The 18,341-nt window shown below is 69.1% G+C and carries 18 protein-coding genes, 1 tRNA gene and 1 pseudogene; 16 read left to right on the top strand and 4 right to left on the bottom strand.

The window, feature by feature from the left end:
* Positions 1-6: 6 nt before the first annotated feature.
* From E8P82_RS13005 to csrA, 15 genes are all read left to right on the top strand, one after another.
* Positions 7-432, top strand: coding sequence for a flagellar hook assembly protein FlgD (locus E8P82_RS13005; RefSeq protein ID WP_136455481.1), 426 nt, complete (start codon positions 7-9; stop codon positions 430-432).
* A gap of 64 nt (positions 433-496) precedes the next feature.
* On the top strand, positions 497-1,669 hold the full coding sequence (locus E8P82_RS13000) for a flagellar hook protein FlgE (protein WP_136455480.1): 1,173 nt from the start codon (positions 497-499) through the stop codon (positions 1,667-1,669).
* Positions 1,670-1,800: 131 nt separating this feature from the next.
* A complete protein-coding gene (locus E8P82_RS12995) occupies positions 1,801-2,154 on the top strand; it encodes a flagellar FlbD family protein (RefSeq protein ID WP_136455479.1) in 354 nt (117 codons plus the stop codon).
* A complete protein-coding gene (locus tag E8P82_RS12990; protein ID WP_136455478.1) occupies positions 2,154-2,999 on the top strand; it encodes a motility protein A in 846 nt (281 codons plus the stop codon). Before E8P82_RS12995 ends, E8P82_RS12990 begins: the two co-directional genes overlap by 1 nt.
* Complete coding sequence (locus E8P82_RS12985) at positions 2,996-3,922, top strand: OmpA/MotB family protein (RefSeq protein WP_136455477.1); 927 nt, start codon at positions 2,996-2,998, stop codon at positions 3,920-3,922. The genes E8P82_RS12990 and E8P82_RS12985 overlap by 4 nt, the downstream gene beginning before the upstream one ends.
* A 40-nt stretch (positions 3,923-3,962) precedes the next feature.
* Complete coding sequence (locus tag E8P82_RS12980; protein WP_211096881.1) at positions 3,963-4,874, top strand: flagellar motor switch protein FliM; 912 nt, start codon at positions 3,963-3,965, stop codon at positions 4,872-4,874.
* Positions 4,871-5,575 (top strand): flagellar motor switch protein FliN, encoded by a 705-nt coding sequence (gene fliN / locus E8P82_RS12975; RefSeq protein ID WP_136455476.1) that lies wholly within the window; start codon positions 4,871-4,873, stop codon positions 5,573-5,575. The genes E8P82_RS12980 and fliN overlap by 4 nt, the downstream gene beginning before the upstream one ends.
* Positions 5,575-6,114, top strand: a complete 540-nt coding sequence (locus tag E8P82_RS12970; RefSeq protein WP_136455475.1) for a FliO/MopB family protein — start codon at positions 5,575-5,577, stop codon at positions 6,112-6,114. The genes fliN and E8P82_RS12970 overlap by 1 nt, the downstream gene beginning before the upstream one ends.
* Positions 6,111-6,992 (top strand): flagellar type III secretion system pore protein FliP, encoded by an 882-nt coding sequence (gene fliP / locus E8P82_RS12965; RefSeq protein ID WP_246021360.1) that lies wholly within the window; start codon positions 6,111-6,113, stop codon positions 6,990-6,992. Before E8P82_RS12970 ends, fliP begins: the two co-directional genes overlap by 4 nt.
* 1 nt (position 6,993) lies before the next feature.
* On the top strand, positions 6,994-7,269 hold the full coding sequence (gene fliQ / locus E8P82_RS12960; RefSeq protein ID WP_136455474.1) for a flagellar biosynthesis protein FliQ: 276 nt from the start codon (positions 6,994-6,996) through the stop codon (positions 7,267-7,269).
* A gap of 1 nt (position 7,270) precedes the next feature.
* Positions 7,271-8,029 carry a flagellar biosynthetic protein FliR gene (locus E8P82_RS12955; protein WP_136455473.1) on the top strand — a complete coding sequence of 253 codons (759 nt, stop codon included), beginning with the start codon at positions 7,271-7,273 and terminating at the stop codon, positions 8,027-8,029.
* A gap of 1 nt (position 8,030) precedes the next feature.
* The gene (locus E8P82_RS12950) at positions 8,031-9,131 is read left to right on the top strand and encodes an EscU/YscU/HrcU family type III secretion system export apparatus switch protein (protein WP_136455472.1); all 1,101 of its coding nucleotides are present in this window, start codon (positions 8,031-8,033) and stop codon (positions 9,129-9,131) included.
* A gap of 15 nt (positions 9,132-9,146) precedes the next feature.
* The gene (locus E8P82_RS12945; RefSeq protein ID WP_246021358.1) at positions 9,147-11,183 is read left to right on the top strand and encodes a flagellar biosynthesis protein FlhA; all 2,037 of its coding nucleotides are present in this window, start codon (positions 9,147-9,149) and stop codon (positions 11,181-11,183) included.
* Entirely contained in the window at positions 11,158-12,435 is a 1,278-nt protein-coding gene (locus E8P82_RS12940; protein WP_136455468.1) for a hypothetical protein, read from the top strand. The genes E8P82_RS12945 and E8P82_RS12940 overlap by 26 nt, the downstream gene beginning before the upstream one ends.
* Before the next feature lie 4 nt (positions 12,436-12,439).
* On the top strand, positions 12,440-12,724 hold the full coding sequence (gene csrA / locus E8P82_RS12935; protein WP_136455466.1) for a carbon storage regulator CsrA: 285 nt from the start codon (positions 12,440-12,442) through the stop codon (positions 12,722-12,724).
* Between the two features lie 74 nt (positions 12,725-12,798).
* On the opposite strand, the gene E8P82_RS12930 is transcribed toward csrA, so the two are convergent.
* From E8P82_RS12930 to tmk, 4 genes are all read right to left on the bottom strand, one after another.
* Positions 12,799-12,871, bottom strand: a tRNA-Thr gene (locus E8P82_RS12930).
* Positions 12,872-13,006: 135 nt separating this feature from the next.
* Positions 13,007-14,614, bottom strand: coding sequence for an alpha/beta hydrolase (locus E8P82_RS12925; protein WP_246021357.1), 1,608 nt, complete (start codon positions 14,612-14,614; stop codon positions 13,007-13,009).
* Positions 14,611-15,804, bottom strand: a complete 1,194-nt coding sequence (locus E8P82_RS12920; RefSeq protein ID WP_136455465.1) for a DNA polymerase III subunit delta' — start codon at positions 15,802-15,804, stop codon at positions 14,611-14,613. Before E8P82_RS12920 ends, E8P82_RS12925 begins: the two co-directional genes overlap by 4 nt.
* Positions 15,801-16,448, bottom strand: coding sequence for a dTMP kinase (gene tmk, locus E8P82_RS12915; RefSeq protein WP_246021356.1), 648 nt, complete (start codon positions 16,446-16,448; stop codon positions 15,801-15,803). The genes E8P82_RS12920 and tmk overlap by 4 nt, the downstream gene beginning before the upstream one ends.
* A 419-nt stretch (positions 16,449-16,867) precedes the next feature.
* On the opposite strand from tmk, the pseudogene E8P82_RS12910 reads away from it, so the two are divergent.
* A pseudogene (locus E8P82_RS12910) lies at positions 16,868-18,172 on the top strand (HNH endonuclease); the annotation flags it as partial.
* Positions 18,173-18,341: the final 169 nt, after the last annotated feature.

Raw genomic sequence — 18,341 nt, 5'->3', positions numbered from 1 at the left:
ACTTCAATGCCCATCGACCCGGTCGCGTCCGCGACCTTCGCACCCACGGTGACACCAGCTGCCGGAACCCGGAAGCAGGCCATGGACTCAGAGGTCTTCATGTCGCTGCTGGTGAACCAGCTCCGCAACCAGGACCCCAGTGCGCCCATGGACACCAACCAGATGATCTCCCAGACCACGGAGCTGGCCATGATGGAGAAGATCACCCGGATGACCGCTCTCAGCGAGGAGAACTTCCACCTCCAGATGCGGTCCTCCGCTGCCGCCCTCATCGGCAACGAGATCTCCTACACGGGTGCGGACGGCGTCGAGGCGCAGGGCCTCGCAACCGCCGTCTCCTACAGTGGCCCGGTTCCCACCGTGATGATCGGTGGCAAGAGCATCCCCCTCGATCTCGTCTCCGGCGTCGGAGCCCCCATGCCACCGACCTGAATCGTCTGACACCACGTTCCTCACCCGATCCCGCTCCATCCCTCCCGCACCGAAAGGCATCATCATGCTTCGCTCGCTCTACTCCGGCATCTCGGGTCTGCGCTCCCACCAGACCATGCTCGATGTCACCGGCAACAACATCGCCAACGTCAACACCACGGGCTTCAAGGCCTCCGCCACACAGTTCCAGGACACGCTGTCGCAACTGACCCAGGGCGCGGGGGCACCGCAGGAGGCTCTGGGCGGGACGAACCCCGCCCAGGTGGGTCTCGGCGTGCAGGTCGCCGGTGTGGTCACCAACTTCTCCCAGGGCTCGGCCCAGGCCACCGGTCGCGCCACCGACATGAGGATCGCCGGCGACGGGTTCTTCATCACACGCCAGGGGGGACAAACCCTCTACACGAGGGCCGGGGCCTTCTCGTCCGACGCCGATGGTCGCCTCGTCACACCTGACGGCGCCCTCGTGCAGGGCTGGCCGGCCGTCAACGGAGTGGTCCAGCAGGGTGCGGCCGTGGGAGATCTGCGCACACCCAGGGGTGCTCTCTCTCCGGCGCAGGCCACGACGACGGCCCGCGTGACCGGCAACCTGCCCTCCGACGTCGCCGTCGGCACCCAGATCCTGCAGGAGACGGAGGTGTACGGCGCCGATGGCACCGCTCGTGATCTGACGCTGACCTTCACGCGCACGGGCGCGGGCTGGAACGTCGCCGCGCGCGACGCGAACGGCGCGGCCGGTACCACGGTGCTCGTGCTGCCGAACGGCCGGGCCGCCGCAGGATCCTCGGTCACGGTAGGGGGGATCGCGGTGGACCTCTCGGGCGTCACGGGGTTCGCCGAGCTGAGGACCGTATCCATCTCCGAACGCAACGGCCGCACGGCCGGGACGCTGGAGTCCTTCACGGTCGGCGCGGACGGCACCCTGATCGGCGCCTTCAGCAACGGTGGCCGTCAGGACCTGGGGCGCGTCGCGCTCGCCGGGTTCGTGAATCCGGCCGGTCTGGAGAAGGCCGGTGGATCGTCCTATCGGGCCACAGGGAACTCGGGAGCCGCCGACGTGGGTTCCGCAGGTTCCAACGGGCTGGGATCGCTCGACGGCGGCACACTCGAGATGTCCAACGTGGACCTCTCGCAGGAGTTCACGAACCTGATCGTGGCGCAGCGCGGCTTCCAGGCCAACGCGCGCATCATCACCACGTCGGACGAGGTGCTGCAGGAGCTCGCCAACCTCAAGCGCTGATCCGGCCTCGAGGGCCCCTGTCCCGCCGGGACAGGGGCCAACCCGCGCCGCCGGCCCTTACGAACCGGCACTCACCGGCCGACAGTCAGGGGAAGACGCCCCGCCGGGGCGTCCCGACTCCAGGATGTCCGATGATCGTGGTGACCCGGCTCAACGAAAGCCAGTTCGCGGTGAATCCCGATCTCATCGAACGCATCCATGAGAATCCGGACACCACCCTGGTCATGGCCGACGGTGCGAAATACATCGTCACCGAGTCCCTTCACGAGGTGATCGACCTGATCGCGGCCTATCGCGCACGCATCGTCTCCCTCGCCCGCTTCGTGGCTCCGGACGATACGGGCGATCCGGCCGCTACCGGGGACCACACGGCCCAGCGTTCCCTCGGTGTGGTCCGTGGCGCCGGTCCGGATCAAGCCTCCGCTGAGCCACCCGATGATCGCGGTGCCACCGCACCCGTCCCGTTTCGACCGAGGAACACCTGATGGATCCCGCAACTCTCGCCGGCATACTCATCGCGTTCGGCGCCCTCTACGCGATGATCACCCTGGAGGGTGCGCACGTCGGGGCACTGCTCCTGCCGGCACCCATGGTGCTGGTGTTCGGGGCAACACTGGCCGTCGGTATCGCGGGCGGCACCCTGAAGGACTTCCTCGTGGCTGCCAAGTCCGTACTCCCGGCACTGCTGGGCAGGAGCACTCCTCCCCAGGACACGATCGACAGCGTCGTGGTCCTTGCCGAGAAGGCCCGGAGCGAGGGTCTGCTCGCGCTCGAGGAAGAGGCCAACACCGTGAGCGACCCGTTCCTGCGCGGCGCCCTGCAGAACATCGCCGATGGCACCGACGGCGAGGAACTGCGGGAGATGCTGGAGGACGAGATCGAGTCCTCTGCCCAGACCAACCGGACGGCCTCGAAGTTCTTCGCCGGCCTCGGCGGTTATGCGCCCACCGTCGGCATCATCGGTACCGTCGTCTCGCTGACCCACGTCCTCGAGAACCTCTCCAGCCCCGACGAACTCGGACCCATGATCGCGACGGCGTTCGTGGCGACCCTCTGGGGGCTGCTCTCGGCGAACTTCCTCTGGCTGCCCCTCGGGACCCGCATCAAGCGTCTCGGTGAGCTGGAGACCGCCAGAATGACCCTGCTCATGGAGGGTGTCCTCGCTGTGCAGGCGGGCAGTCAGCCGCGCCTGCTCGGCGAGCGGCTGAAGGCCATGGTGCCGCAGCACGCGCAGGGCAAGGGCGGCAAATCGGCCAAGGAGGGCAAGGCGAAAGGCACAGGGGACGACGTCGCCGAGGACCCCGGCTCCCAGGGCCGGGCCGCAGCGTGAGCCGGAGACCGCGTCGTAAGCGCGGCGGCGAGGATCACGGGGAGGACCACCCGGACGAACGCTGGATGGCGTCCTACATGGACATGGTGACCGTCCTGATGTGCATGTTCATCGTGCTCTACGCCATGTCCTCGGTGGATCAGCAGAAGTTCGAGAAGCTGCGCGTCTCGCTCGCCACCGGTTTCGGCTCAGTGCAGTCGGCCACGGTCGACACGGCGGAAGGAACCGTCGTCCCGGCGCAGCACATCAATGAGGAGGGCGAGTCGTTCACCGGTGGAGCCGCTCTCGTCGACGCGGACGCCGAGACGCAGAAGGAGGAGCCGGGCGCCGCCGAGGTCGCTGCACCGACGCCGTCACCCTCGCCGTCCACGGGGGGCGACGCGGCAGAGCAGGCTACAGACCGCGAGCGGGCGGTCGCCGAGGTCGAGTCGCTGCGCGCGCTGCAGGAGCGGCTCGACCGCGAGCTGAGCTCTCGTGAGCTCGACGAGGCGGTCCGCTACGTCATCGACGAACGGGGTCTGACCATTCGCCTGGTGAGCTCCGAGACCTTCTTCCTGCCGGACAGCGCCCAGCTGACCGAGCAGACCCTCCGTGTCCTCGAGGTGGTGGGACCCATCCTGGCCTCCATCCCCAACGAGGTGGGGGTCGAGGGCCACACCGCGCGCCTGCCCGAGTCCGTCCCGAGACCGCTGGACTGGGAACTGTCCACCGAGCGGGCGGTGAACGTCGTCCGGCACCTGATTGACTCCGGAGGAGTCCCGGCTCCACGCCTGTCGGCCATCGGCTACGGCGAATCGAGGCCGCTGGCCCCGGGCGACACCGAGGCCGAGCTCGAGCTCAACCGGCGCGTCGACATCGTGATCCACTCCGACGAGCCCGAGAGCGTCCGTTCGCTGATCCCGGACATCGCCGGCGGCACGTGATCCACTAACACCGGTGCGGCGTCGTCCGATAGTCGACTGCGTGACGGTCCAGGAACAACTTTCTCCTGGCGCGCCCTCGGGCGCCGCCAGGACGGTGGATGTCTACGATTTCCGCCGGCCCACCACTCTTGCTCGTGAGCACTCGCGCGTCCTCGAACTGGCGTTCGAGACGTTCGCGCGCCAGTGGGGTACGCAACTGACCGCGAAGGTCCGCGTGATCTCCCAGGTGACGAGCGAGCAGGTCCTCATGCACACCTACGACGAGTACGCAGCCTCCCTGCCACCGACGACGGCGATGGTCCTGTGCGCCATCCCCGACCAGTCGAACAAGGCCGTGATCCAGTTCCCGGCCTCAGCAGCCCTGTTCTGGGTGGACTCGATGCTCGGCGGTCACGGCACGGTTCCACCGGGCGAGCGTAAATTCACCCAGATAGAGCAGGCGCTCATCCGGCGCCTCATGGACGATGCCCTGGAGGGGCTGCACTATTCGCTGGGGTCGGTGCTGACGCAGCAGCTGAGCATCGATTCGATCCAGTACAACTCCCAGTTCGCGCAGGCTGCGGCGACCACCGAGCTCATGATCGTGGGCACCTTCGACATCCGCGTCGGCGAGCGCTCCTGTCCCGCCACCGTCGCCATTCCCGCGCAACTGCTGCTCGGTCAGCTCGGCGACGCGAACCCCACGGCCATCGGGGACGACGCCCGCGAACGGATCGAGCAGCAGGTGGCGCACGTCCCGGTCGACGTCGCCGTCCAGCTCGCCGCCCTGACGATCCTGCCCTCGCGCATCCTCGATCTGGAGGTGGGCGATGTGCTGAAGCTGCCGCACCCGCAGCACCGGCCCTTCGAGCTCGCCGTCAACGGGCAGCGACTCGGTGAGGCGGCCCTGGGCCAGAACGGGTCCCGTCTCGCCTGTGTAGTAGTGACCACCGAGGAGAACACCGCATCATGAACACCACCACCGCCGAGCACGAGGCCGCAGCAGCCCTCGCAGCACGCCTGCCGCTTGCCGGACCCGTGACGGCCGAGTCGGGCAGCTCCGCGGAACTGCCCGAAGGACGAGTGTCCGAGGCCGTCGTGGCCTCCTTCGTGGGAGCCGTATCGGCGGACCTCGCCGTCGTCCTGCTCGACACCCAGCCCCTTGCAGCAGCCGCCGGGACGCCGTCCTCCCTGGTCTCACCCGCTGATGTGCTGATGCCGGCGCTCGAAGCCGCGTCGGCCGCACTCGGGGACGGCGTGCTCGGCAGCCCCGCGGTCCAGGACGCGGCCGGCCTCTTCCATGACGCGGAAACCTCGGTGTTCCGGCTGGCAGGACACTCCGGCACGGTCGGCTGGTTCGCGGTACGTCTGCGCGGAGCCCGGCCAGGGGCGGCACCGCGACGGTCCTCCGGCTCCTCCGGTGCTGCCAATCTCGGGCGCATCAGCAACGTGGAGATGGCCATGACGGTGGAGATCGGCCGCACGCGGATGTCCGTTCGCGATGTTCTCGACCTCGAACCGGGTGCGGTGATCGAACTCGACCGTTCCGCCGGGGCCCCCGCGGACGTGCTGCTCAACGGCCGCGTCGTCGCACACGGCGAGGTCGTCGTCGTCGACCAGGACTACGCCGTGCGTATCACCCAGATCCTCGACGTCCCCGACGGCGCACTGTAGTGGACGCCGTGGTCCTCGCACTGAGGGTGCTCCTGTCCCTCGGCGTGGTCCTCGCGCTGCTCTTCGTCCTGCACCGCAGGCTCTCGAAGCTGAACGGGAACCGGGCGGGCGCGGGGATCATGTCGGTGGTCGCGCGGCAGGGGATCGGGGCGAAGGCCTCGGTGGTGGTGCTCGACGCCGAGGGGACCCGCTTCTATCTGGGCGTCACCGACCAGTCCGTCGCGGTGCTGCATTCGGCGGCGGCTCCGCGGGCCCTGCAGGCGGTCGGAGAGCAGGACGGCGTCGTGGCCGCACTTCCGGTTGCCTCCGGTCCTCCGGTTCCGGCCGCCGCCAGGGCGGCAGGAGAGTCCGCCGACTTCGCGGCCTCGCTGCGCGTGGCCCTCGAGGAGGAGCCGCAGTACGCCACGCGCCGTGCCGCGCGTACCGCCCGGGCGACCGAGGCCACGCGGGCCTCCCGGACAGCGCCGCTGCAGGGTTCGATCCTCTCGCCGGCCACCTGGAAGCAGACCGCTCGTTTCCTGCGCGGACGAGCCGGGTGAGCACGACGTCGTCCCGATCGCCCCTGCGCCGGGCAGCCGCAACCCAGCGGGCGCTCCTCGTCCTGGCCGCGGCCGTCCTCCTCGCCGTCGTCGTGCTGCTCCTCGGCGCTGCCACAGGCCAGGCCGGCGAAGTGGATCCGGCCGTCCCCGGACCGTCAGCGCCGTCGGCACCGGCCGAACCCTCGGCCCCGGCCGAACCCGGCAGCGACGAGGGCCTGTCCGTGGAGATCAACGGCGTCAACGGTGAGCCGAGCTCGGCCGTCCTGACCCTGATCGGCATCACGCTGCTGTCCGTGGCGCCGGCACTGCTGCTGATGATGACCTCGTTCACGAAGATCTTCGTGGTGCTGGCCATGACCCGCAACGCACTCTCCCTGCCGTCCATCCCGCCCAATCAGGTGCTCGCCGGACTGGCGCTGTTCCTCTCGCTGTTCATCATGGCGCCGGTCCTGACCGAGATGAACGATCTCGCCGTCCAGCCGTACCTGAACGGCGCGACCACGTTCACCGAGGCGCTCGAGGACGGCTCCGGGCCACTGCAGACCTTCATGCTGGCGCACACGCGCGAGGAGGATCTGGCACTCATGACGCGCGCCGCCGGGCAACCGAACCCGCAGGACGCCGCGAGCGTCCCGCTGACCACCCTCATCCCGTCCTTCATGATCTCCGAGCTGCGGGCCGCGTTCATCATCGGCTTCGTGATCTTCGTGCCGTTCCTCGTGATCGACCTCGTGGTGTCCGCGGCCCTGATGTCCATGGGCATGATGATGCTCCCGCCCGTCATGATCTCGCTGCCCTTCAAGATCCTCCTGTTCGTCCTCGTGGACGGCTGGGGACTGATCATCACCTCGCTCATCACCAGCTACCGGGGCGGTTGACGTGGATACGAATGCCGTCCTGGACATCGGCGTCGCAGGGATCTGGATCGCCGCGAAGCTCGCCGCTCCCGTGCTGCTGACCGCACTCGTGGTGGGCTTCGCCATCTCGCTGCTGCAGTCCATCACGCAGATCCAGGAGGTCACGCTCTCCTTCGTGCCGAAGGCCGCCGCCGTGTGCATCGCACTGCTCGTCTGCGGCCACTGGATGATCGCGGAGATGATCGCCTTCACGCACGAGATCTTCGAACGCATCCCCGGTCTGCTCGGGGGCGGTTGACATGGACATCACCCTCGACCAGTCCCGCATCGAAGCCGTCATGCTCGCCGGTGTGCGGATCGTCGCCTTCCTCGTGATCGCCCCGCCGTTCTCCTACCGAGCCATCCCTGCCCGCGTGAAGGCGATGCTCGGCGTCGGACTCGCGCTCGCGGTGTCCCCGCAGGTGGCGGACGGCTACGAGCCGGGAAGCACGGGGCAGTACATCGGGGCACTGGTCCTCGAGCTCGTCGTCGGTGCCGCCCTCGGCTTCCTGGTGCTGGTGGTCTTCTCCGCCGTCCAGTCCGCCGGAAGCCTCATCGATCTCTTCGGTGGGTTCTCCCTGGCGCAGGGCTTCGATCCGCAGTCCATGGTCAACGGCGCCCAGTTCGCCCGCCTGTTCCAGCTGACCGCGCTGACCCTGCTGTTCACCTCCGACGGCTACCAGCTGATCATCGGAGGTCTGGTCCGCACGTTCACCGCCCTGCCCCTCGGTGGCGGGCTCGACCTCGGTGAACCCGTCGACGCCATCGCCACAGCGATCACCGGGCTCTTCCTCGCCTCCGTCCAGATCGCCGGGCCACTGATCGTGGTCCTGTTCCTGGCCGACGTCGGACTCGGGCTCCTCACGCGCGTGGCACCCGCGCTCAACGCGTTCGCGCTGGGGTTCCCGCTGAAGATCTTCATCACGCTCAGTCTGGGCGGTACCGTGTTCGTCGCCCTGCCGCGCGTGGTGTCCACCCTCACCGACAACGCCGTGGCACTTCTGCTGGGGGTCCGCTGACATGGCGGCGGATTCCGGGGAGAAGACCGAACAGGCCACCGACAAGCGGATGAAGGAGGTCCGCTCCAAGGGCCAGCTCTCCAGGTCCGAGGACTTCACCGCGTGGATCGGCGTGGGCACGGCGGCGATCATGCTGCCGTCGCTGATCTCCCGCTCGGCCGATGCCGCCACGGAGCAGCTCATCCGCGTGGCAGGGGCCATAGCGGACCCCGATCCCGCGACGGCTCTCGACGCCCTGGCGGATGCCGGCGCCTCGCTCGCGTCGACGCTCGGGCCCTTCCTCGTGGTGCTGCTCGTGGCGGTCCTGGGCACAGCCGCCGTGCAGGGCGGCATCCGGGTGAAGAAGTTCTCCGGCAGATTCGAGCAGTTCAACGTGCTCAACGGCCTCAAGCGGATCCTCGGCGGGCAGGCACTGTGGCAGGGCGCCAAGGCCCTGCTCAAGACCACCGTCGTGGCCCTCGTGCTCGTCGTCGTGATCCGCGGTCTCATGCCGCTGCTGATGGCCGCGGGCGGGCTCTCGGTCGCCGCCCTGCTGAACACCGCGGGTGGAGGGACGGCCGCGCTGCTGCAGTCCGCCGTCGCCGCCGGCCTCGCGCTGGCCGCCCTCGACGTCGTCGTGGTCATGCGCCGCAACCGCAAGAAGACCCGCATGACCAAGAAGGAGGTCAAGGACGAGAACAAGAGCTCCGACGGCGACCCCCTGATCAAGTCCCAGCGGCGCTCACGCCAGCTGGCCATGAGCCGCAACCGCATGATCGCCGCCGTGGGCGGGGCCGACGTCGTCCTGGTCAACCCGACGCACGTCGCCGTGGCGCTGAAGTACGAGCCGGGGCGCTCGGCGCCCCGCGTCGTCGCAAAGGGTGCCGGCGTCATCGCGGCGAGGATCCGCGAGGAGGCGGAGGCCAGGCACGTGCCGATGGTCTCCGACATCCCGCTGGCCCGCGCGCTGCACGCCGCATGTGAGCTCGGCCAGGAGATCCCGTTCGAGAACTACGACCAGGTGGCCCGCATCCTGGCGTTCGTCATGTCCCTCAGGACCAGGGGGGCCGCACGCGGTCTGCACTCCCTGCCCGTCCGATCCGCAGCAGCCGGAGGCTTCTAGAGAATGCGCTCATCCATGCCCAAGTTCCTGGTCCCCGTCGGCGTCGTGGGTATCATCCTGCTCCTCGTGGTCCCGGTCCCCTCGGTGCTGCTCGACGTCCTGATCATCGTGAACATCCTGCTCGCGCTCGTGATCCTGCTGAACACCATGTTCATCCGCAAGCCGCTGGACTTCTCGGTGTTCCCGTCCCTGCTGCTCGTCGCCACCCTGTTCCGGCTGGGGCTCAATGTCGCCTCCACCCGGCTCGTCCTCGGTGACGGTTTCGCGGGCGAGGTCATCGCGGCCTTCGGGCATGTGGCGGTCGGCGGCTCCATCATCATCGGCGCGGTCGTGTTCCTGATCCTCGTGGTCATCCAGTTCGTCGTCGTCACGAAGGGGGCCGAGCGCGTGGCCGAGGTGGGGGCGCGCTTCACCCTCGACGCCATGCCGGGCAAGCAGATGGCCATCGACGCCGACCTGAACGCCGGGCTGATCACCGATACCCAGGCGCGCGAGCGGCGGGCCGAGGTGTCGGCGGAGGCGGATTTCTACGGGGCCATGGACGGCGCGTCGAAGTTCGTGAAGGGCGACGCGATCGCCGGGATCATCATCATCATCATCAATCTGGTCGGCGGCATCGCGATCGGCATGCTGCAGGACGGCCTGCCCGTCGCGGAGGCGCTGAGCACCTACGGTCTGCTCACCATCGGCGACGGCCTCGTCACGCAGATCCCGGCCCTGCTCATGGCGGTCTCCACCGGCATGATCGTCACGCGGTCCAATGCCGAGGCGGACATGGGCTCGACGGCGACGCAGCAGCTCGGTCAGTCGCAGAACGCCCTGCGGATCGCCGGTGCCGCGGCGATCGTCATGGCGCTGATCCCGGGCATGCCGAAACTGCCCTTCATCGTGGTCGGTGGTGCGCTGATCCTGATCGCCCAGCGACTCAGGAAGTCCGACGAGGAGGCCCGTACGGCCGCCGCGGCCCTGGAACTGGATGCAGCTGCTCCCACCACGGACAGCACCGACGAGCTACTCGAGGAGATGAGGGTCCACTCCCTGGAGATCCTGCTCGCACCGGATCTCGTGGATGTCGTCACCGGCGCGGCGGACGATCTCCTCGGCCGCGTGCGGGCGCTGCGCCGGAAGATCGCCCTGGAACTCGGCGTCGTGGTGCCGCCTGTCCGGACGCGGGACAGCATCGATCTGCCGCCGGCCACCTACGTCATCAAGATCGCCGGTGTCGAGGCCGGGCGGGGTGAGGCTCCGCGCGGGCGGGTCCTCGCCCTCGGCGACCACCTCGACCACCTGCCGGGCACCGCCGTCGTCGAACCGGTGTTCGGGCTCGCCGGGAAGTGGGTGCCGTCCGAACTCCGTCACAACGCCGAACTCTCCGGGGCCACCGTGATCGACCGCGTGTCGGTCCTCGTGACGCATCTGTCCTCGGTCATCACCGCCAACGCGGCACGACTGCTCTCCCGCGAGGACGTCCGGGTGCTGACGGACGGGGTGCGGCAGGTCAACCCCTCCGCCGTGGAGGAACTGGTGCCGGGTCTGCTCTCCCTCGCCGAAGTACAGCGGGTACTGCAGGGACTGCTGGCCGAACAGGTGCCCATCAACGATCTCGGACGGATCCTCGAGGCGCTGACACTCAGGGCGAAGGCGTCCGTGGAGTCGGAGGGACTCATCGAGGCGGCGAGGCTGGCGCTCGGGCCCGCGGTGACGCAGCAGTACCTGGACGGGAACCTGCTGCGGGTCATCATGATCGATCCGCAGCTCGAACAATCCATGCTCGAGGGGCTCCGGCCGTCGGACCAGGGCACGCAGATCCTCCTCGATCCTGCCCGCTCCGAGGCCGTCATGTCCTCGGTCCGGGCCACGTTCGCCGAGGTCGAGGCCGCCGGCCACAGCGCCGCGCTCGTCTGCGCCCCGGCGCTCCGGCCGGCGCTCAGACGACTCGTCGGGCCGCAGGCCGCCGGTCTGCCCGTGGTCTCCTACCAGGAGGTCACGAGCGCCAATGTTGCCATCGAGACCGTAGGAGTGGTTCGTGCCACAGCAGCTGTTTCATCTTGAGGGCCCGGATCTCAAGGATCTGAAGGCCCAGGCAGCGGCCCGCTACGGCCCGCGCGCGCTCATCGTCTCGGCGGAGCTCGTCACGGTGGGCGGCATCAACGGCATGTTCGGGCGCAAGCACTACGAGATCGTGGTGGAGGTCCCGGAGCGCGACGACGGTGCGGTGGATCCCGGAGCAACGGCAGGCGCGGCAGGAGCTGCAGCTCCGGCAGGTGCGGCGACCGCAGCGGGTTCGCGGCCGCATGGCCGACGGCGTGCGGCCACTGCCGCCGGGGCGATCGACGTCCTGCTCGAGCAGGCGGAACTGGACGAGGTGCGGTTCGCGAGCGGGACGGAGGTGCCGAGCGGTCCCCGCGAGTCTGCGGACGAACCGGCGTCGCTGGTCTCGACCGACTCGAATCTCTTCGCCGCGCTCATGGACAATCTCACGTTCGCCACCGATGGGGCCACAGCAGTTCCCGCCGGTGCGGAGCCCGCCGAGTCCGGGACCCCGGTGCTGGTCCCGTCGGCGGTCCTCCCTGCCGCTGCAGGCGCCGAGGCACAGCCGGCCGGGACCACCGACCACCTCGGCGAGGAGTCCGCGGATCCCGCCGCGCTACCCCGGCTCGCCGGCCCGGTCGTGAGGGTGCCTGCCGCCGGGCCTCCGGTTCCCACGGCGCTCCGGGCTGCGGGCGATCTCGTCGTCGTCATCGGCTCCCCGGCTGTCAGCTGGGACGTGGTCCACTCGATGGCGATGGTTCTCGGGGGCGGTCATCCCGCGGCGCTCGCTGTCAGCGGGCCACCGGGGCGGTTTCCGCGGGACGTGCGCGCGATCGCCGACCGGCTCGACGCCAATGCGGCCCGGGCCGCAGGAGTGGATGGCGGGCACGCGGTCTTCGTGGCCCTGACCTCGTCCGACGTGGTCGCGGACGGCCGGTTCCTGCTCGCGCTGCGTCCGGACCAGGTCTGGCTCGCGGTCGACGCCGGGCGCAAGGAGGCCGACACCGCCGCGTGGGTCGGCGCCCAGGCCAGGAGCATGGAGCGGGCGGGGCTGCGGCCGGCCGGTCTCGCCGTCGTCGGATCGAAGGAGACCTCCACGCCGGAGACGGTCCTCACGCTCGGACTCCCCGTCGGCTGGCTGGACGGGAGGCCCGCAGGAGCGGCCTCGGATGCCACGTCCATGATGGGCGCGGGCGCTCCGTCCATGGCTGACCCGGCTCGACGACCGCTGGGCAGTGGTCGCCGTCGTGCCGAGCCCGCCGGGATAGAGTGACACCGTGCTTGTACTAACGCGAAAGGTCGGCGAGCAGATCCTGATCGGCGACGACATCGTCATCACGGTGCTCGATTCCCGCGGTGACGGCATCCGGATCGGTATCGACGCACCGCGCGGGGTGAGGATCCAGCGCGAGGAGGTGCTGCGAGCCGTCGTGGAGGCGAATCTGGCTGCCGCGGCGGCTGACTCCGAGGGAGCCGATGCGCTCAGGGCCCTGCTGCAGTCCGGCGCGGTGGTTTCCACGGAGGATTCCACTGGGGCCACACCGCCGGACGCGTCCCAGTAGGGCGCAGGCGTAGCGAGCGCCTGACCTGGCAGACATGAACAGACCCCGGCAGCACGCTGTCCGGGGCCCTGTTGAGCCTCCTGCCAGAGTCGAACTGGCGACCTTCTCATTACGAGTGAGACGCTCTACCGACTGAGCTAAGGAGGCAATGCTTCCCGGCCGGGCTGTACCCGGGCCGATCCACAGCTCACGACTTTATCGGAGCCCCGGCCCGGGGTCAAAGCGACCGGTGACCGACCGGGATCCGCTCCGTGACACGCCCGGTGCGCGGCGACCCGCGCCTCAGCAGGTCGTCCCGTCCTCCGGCACCGTGCCGTCGATGAAGTAGTCGTCCACCAGATCCTGGATGCAGGCATTCGACCGGCCGTACGCGGTGTGGCCCTCGCCCTCCCAGGTCACCCGGACGCCCGATTCGAGCTGCTCGGCGAGCGCCGTCGACCACGCGTAGGGCGTTGCGGGATCCCCGGTGGTGCCGATGACGACGATCGGAGCAGCTCCCGCTGCCGTCAGGGGGGCAGGTTCGAGGACGGGCGGGTAGGCCCACGGCGCGCACGTCAGCCCGCCGTAGGCCAGGAAGCTGCCGAAGGTGGGTGAGGCCGCGACGAGCTCCTCCTCCTCGGCGCGCAACTGTACCGGGTCGCTCGCCATCGGGTAGTCGAGGCAGTTCACGGCGAGGAAGGCCGACGTCGAATTGGTGGCATAGGTGCCGTCCGGATCGCGCTCGGCGGAGAGGTCGGCCAGGTAGAGCATCGACGTGGGATCCCCCTCGAGTGCGTCCTCGACCGCCTGCGTCAGGACGGGCCAGTTCGAGTTGTCGTAGAGGGGCAGGATGAAGCCCTGGACGAACGTCGAGACGGGCACCTCGCGGCCGTCGGCCGCCGTCATGGGTTCGCGCTCAACGGAGGCGAACAGTTCCTGGATCCGGCCGACGCCGTCGTCGACCGTGCCCGCGTACGGGCAGTCCTGCTCCTGCTGGCAATCGGCCACGTAGGCGCGGACGGCGCGCTCGAACCCGACGGCCTGACCGAGGGTGATCTCCTCGTTGCTCAGGGACGGATCGATGGCGCCGTCGAGGACCAGGCGCCCCACGCGCTCGGGGAACAGGTCGGCGTAGGTCGCACCGAGCTGGGTCCCGTAGGAGAAGCCGAGGTAGTTCAGCGAGCTGTCGCCGACGAGGGCACGCAGGATGTCCATGTCGCGTGCGGCGGACCGGGTGTCCACGAAGCCGAGCAGCTCACCCGTGCGGTCGGCGCACATTGACGCGAACTCCTCGGCGTCCGCGCTGATGAGCGCGAGCAGTTCCTCCTCGGAGGCGTCCGCCGGGTAGGACTCCTGCCGGGCCTCGTCCTGTTCGGCATCGGTGTAGCACTGGATCGGGCTGGAGCGGTTCACGCCGCGGGGATCGAAGCCGAGGACGTCGTAGTTCTCGCGCAGGCGATCGCTCGTCACGTACTCGATGGAGTCCCTCACGATGTTGAATCCCGATCCTCCCGGACCGCCGGGATTGACCAGGACGGTGCCCTGGGAATCCCCCGTCGCAGCCGAGCGGATGGCCGTGATCTCGATGCTCTCGCGGCCGGGATCGTCGTAGTCCAGCGGCACCTCGATGGTGGTGCAGGAGAACACCTCCTCGCAGTCCTCCCAGCGCACCTCCTGGGTGTAGAAGTCGCGCAGGTCCTCGTCGATGTCCCCGATGACGGCGGGATCGGCGGTCCCCGCCGCGTCGCCCTGGCCGGCCGGGACCTCTTCGGCGGAGTTCCCGGGGGAGAACAGGGTGCACCCGGAGGCACCGAGCACGACGGCGGCCGATGCGGCCATGGCCGCCAGTGCCCGACGTCGTCGGCTGCTTCTCCGACTCGGCGAACTGTCAGGGGGTGTACCAGTGCTCATCGGTCGAGGTCCTTCCGGGACAGCAGGCTCACGGTCATGGCTTCGATCGCGAGGAGGGGCGAGACGTTGGTGCTGACGAGTCTGGTGCGGACCTCGTTGATCGATTCGAGGCGCAGGAGTGTCTCCTCGGCGCTCTCCCGCCGTGCGAAGTCCTCGAGTTCGGCGCGCATGGGTTCGTTGACGAGCGACTGGCCGCTCGAGACCTGGAGCATGAGCACATCGCGGTAGAAGGAGATGAGGTCGGTCAGAGCGCGGTCGAAGTAGTCGTTCTTCGACCGTTTTGCCCGCCGCGTCTGGTCCTCCTCCAGTCGTTTGAGTTGCGCCCGCATGGACGGCGGCAGGGCGCCCGTCTCCGGAGCGCCGAGAGTCGCCAGGAGCGCTGCGCGCTCCTGGGCATCACGCTGCTCGAACGAACTCTGCGCTTCGGCCTCGGCCAGCTTGACGAGATCGGCGGCGGCACGCATCGCACCGGACACCGAGCGCAGGGTCAGTGGCAGCCGGACGATCTCGTTGCGCCGCTCCCTGGCGCCGTCGTCGGTGGCCAGGCGCCTGGCCACGCCGATATGGCTCTGGGCCGCACGGGCGGCCGCTTCCGCCGTGATCGGGTCGATGCCGTCGCGCGTCACGAGCAGATCGGCGACGTCCTGGACGGGAGGCAGGCGCAGGGCCACGGATCGGCAGCGCGAACGGATGGTCACGAGGACATCACCCGGGCTCGGCGCGCACAGGAGCCAGATGGTGCGCGGTGGCGGTTCCTCGATGGCCTTGAGCAGTACGTTCGTGCTGCGTTCCTGCATGCGGTCGGCGTCCTCGACGATGATGATGCGCCAGCGGCCGGTGGAGGGCTTGTCCTGGGCCTTCCGCACGAGCTCGCGGGCCTCGTCGATGGTGATCGTCACCTTCTCCGTGGTGACGTTGGTCAGATCCGCGTGCGTACCGGCCAGGACGGTACGGCATGCCTTGCAGGCACCGCAGCCGCGTTCGTCGAGGGCCACGCGGTCGCACAGCAGGGCCGCCGCGAAGGCACGTGCGGCATTGGACCGGCCCGAACCGGGCGGGCCCGTGAAGAGCCAGGCGTGCGTGGGGGTGTCCGACCGGGCAGCACGGCCGAGCTGTTCGACCACCTGCTCCTGGCCGCGGAGCTCGGCCCAGACGCCGGTCGTCGGAAGGCTCTGCGCCACCGGGTTCATGCCGGGATCCTGGTGAGCTGCTCGAGGACTGCGGCGTGGATCTCCTCCGTGCTGGCGGCCGCACTCAGTACGAGATACCTGTCCGGGTCCGCCTGTGCCAGCTCGAGGAAAGCCGCTCGGATCCTCGCATGGAAGCCGTCGGGTTCGGACTCCATCCGATCCTCCCCGGGCCGTCCTGCGGTGCGGCGTGAGCGTCCCTCGGCGGGGTCGACGTCGAGCAGTACCGTCAGATCCGGGCGGAGCCCGTCGGTGGCCCACAGGTTGACGTCGAGGACGGCGCGGGCACCGAGGTCCCGTCCCACGCCCTGATACGCCACGGAGGAATCGATGTAGCGGTCGCAGACGACGACGTCGCCGCGCGTCAGGGCAGGCACGATCACCTGGTGCACATGGGCGGCACGGGACGCTGCGAACAGCAGGGCCTCCGTCCGGGCGTCGATCTCACCGTGCCCGTGCTCGAGGACGAGGGAGCGCAGTGTCTCGCCGATCGGCGTGCCGCCGGGTTCCCGGGTGCGGACGACGTTCCGGCCGTCCTCCTCGAGCGCACGGCACAGGAGCGATACCTGCGTCGACTTGCCGGCACCGTCTCCGCCTTCGAGCGCGATGAACAGGCCCGGCAGCCCGTGGGGGAGGGGATATGTCACGCGCCAAGCCTACCGAGTGGAGTGGACATCGGGCTTCGGCGCGCTCCGGTGTGGGTCATCGGGGTAGTGCAGTAGGCGGGCGGAAGCCGGGCGCGGTGTCCGGGCGACTCACGGAGTTGCGGCTCACCGCCACTGAAGGCTCGCGACGATCGGGGGCTGGCGTGGCAGCGGATGCGGGTTCGGTCTGTACTCGTAGGAGTTATCCACATAGGCCATCCGGTTCCCCGCGATAGTGGTAGGGACTGAGAAACTGAGACATGGATAGCAGGCATGGACTCAGGGGCGGGGGCACGGCGGTGGCGCCGAGGTGCGCGGCTACGAGCCCGTCAGAGGGCATCGTCTCCGGCCTTTCTCCTGAGCGTTCCACTGCTCGTGGGGGTCACGCCTTCACGTATCCGGATGGCGCTGCATCGCATTCCATGGTGGGCTCCCTGACCCAAGAAGTGTCCTCGCTGGCCATCGGCAACGACAGGGCGGGGTTGATCGATCAGTTGCGTCAGCTCGAGGATCTCAAGTGTGCGATTGCCGGCGCGCAGGCGAGGGTCTCCGTCGCCTTCGATCTCGCGGAGCGTCGTGCCCAGGCCGCAGCGGGGACTCCTCGGTCGGAGCAGGGATATGGAGTCGCCGCGCAGATCGCTCTTGCTCGAGGTGAAGCCCCGGCCAGGGGTAACCGCCTGCTCGGACTGGCGAGAGCGCTGGTCACCGAGATGCCGCGTACCCTGGCCGCTTTGGAGAATGGGCAGCTCAACGAGTGGCGAGCGACGGTCCTGGTGCGTGAAACCGCCTGCCTGACCGCGGCGGACAGATGCGGAGTCGACGAAGAGCTCGCTCCGGACACAGGTACGTTCGCCGGTGCTGGTGACCGGGCGATCACCGCGGCGGTTCGGGCTGCGGCGTACCGCAGGGATCCGGCATCCGTGGCTCGCCGTGCACGTCATGCCGCCTCCGAGCGGTGTGTGAGTCTGCGCCCGGCACCGGACACCATGATCTATCTGACGGCACTCCTTCCCGTCACGCAGGGAGTGGGTGTGTACGCCGCCCTGACCAGGCAGGCGGACTCCCTGCGAGCAAAGGGCGATACGCGCAGTCGCGGTCAGATCATGGCCGATGAGCTGGTCGAACGGACCACTGGATCACGTGCAGGGTTCTGCGGCGTGGACCTCCAACTGGTCATGACGGACCGCACCCTCCTCCAGGGCGATAGCGAACCAGCGCATCTCACCGGGTACGGCATCGTCCCCGCCGGGTGGGCACGCGCTGTAGTGGGTTCAGGACAGGACCAGGATGCAGGACGAGCCCAGGACGCAGGTCGAGACCACGGCTCTGGTCAGGCACCACTCCAGGCCAATCCCACCGAGCCCGATCATTCCCTCACCTCCGGCCCGGACCTCGAATCCGATCGGTCCTTCTTCAGACCGGACCTCGAGCCCGATCATTCCTTCACCTCCGGCCCGGAGTTCAAGGTCTGGCTGCGCAGACTGTACACGGCGCCCGGCACCGGAGAACTGCTGGCCGTCGAATCGCGGTCACGGCTCTTCACCGCCGGGCAACGCCGCTTCATCCAGATCCGCGACCGATCCTGCCGGACTCCCTATTGCGACGCACCGATCCGGCACTACGACCACATAGTTCCCTGGCAGGACGCCGGTCCCACGAGCCTCCAGAACGGTGCAGGGCTCTGCGAGGCGTGCAATCACACCAAGGAGATCAGGGGCTGGAGAGCCGGCACCCGCGCCGGTCCGACCCACACCATCGACCTCCGTACACCGACGGGCCACATCTACACCTCCACGGCGCCGCCGAGCCTCGGCAGCGAACCTGACACGCGGCTGCGCAGGGAGCGAGGAGTACCGAATCTCGACGACGGTCTGCCCGGCGGCCACGACGAGCCCG

This window comes from Arthrobacter echini, assembly GCF_004803505.1.
Taxonomy (GTDB): domain Bacteria; phylum Actinomycetota; class Actinomycetes; order Actinomycetales; family Micrococcaceae; genus Arthrobacter_D; species Arthrobacter_D echini.
This window is presented reverse-complemented; position numbering and strand designations above follow the sequence as displayed.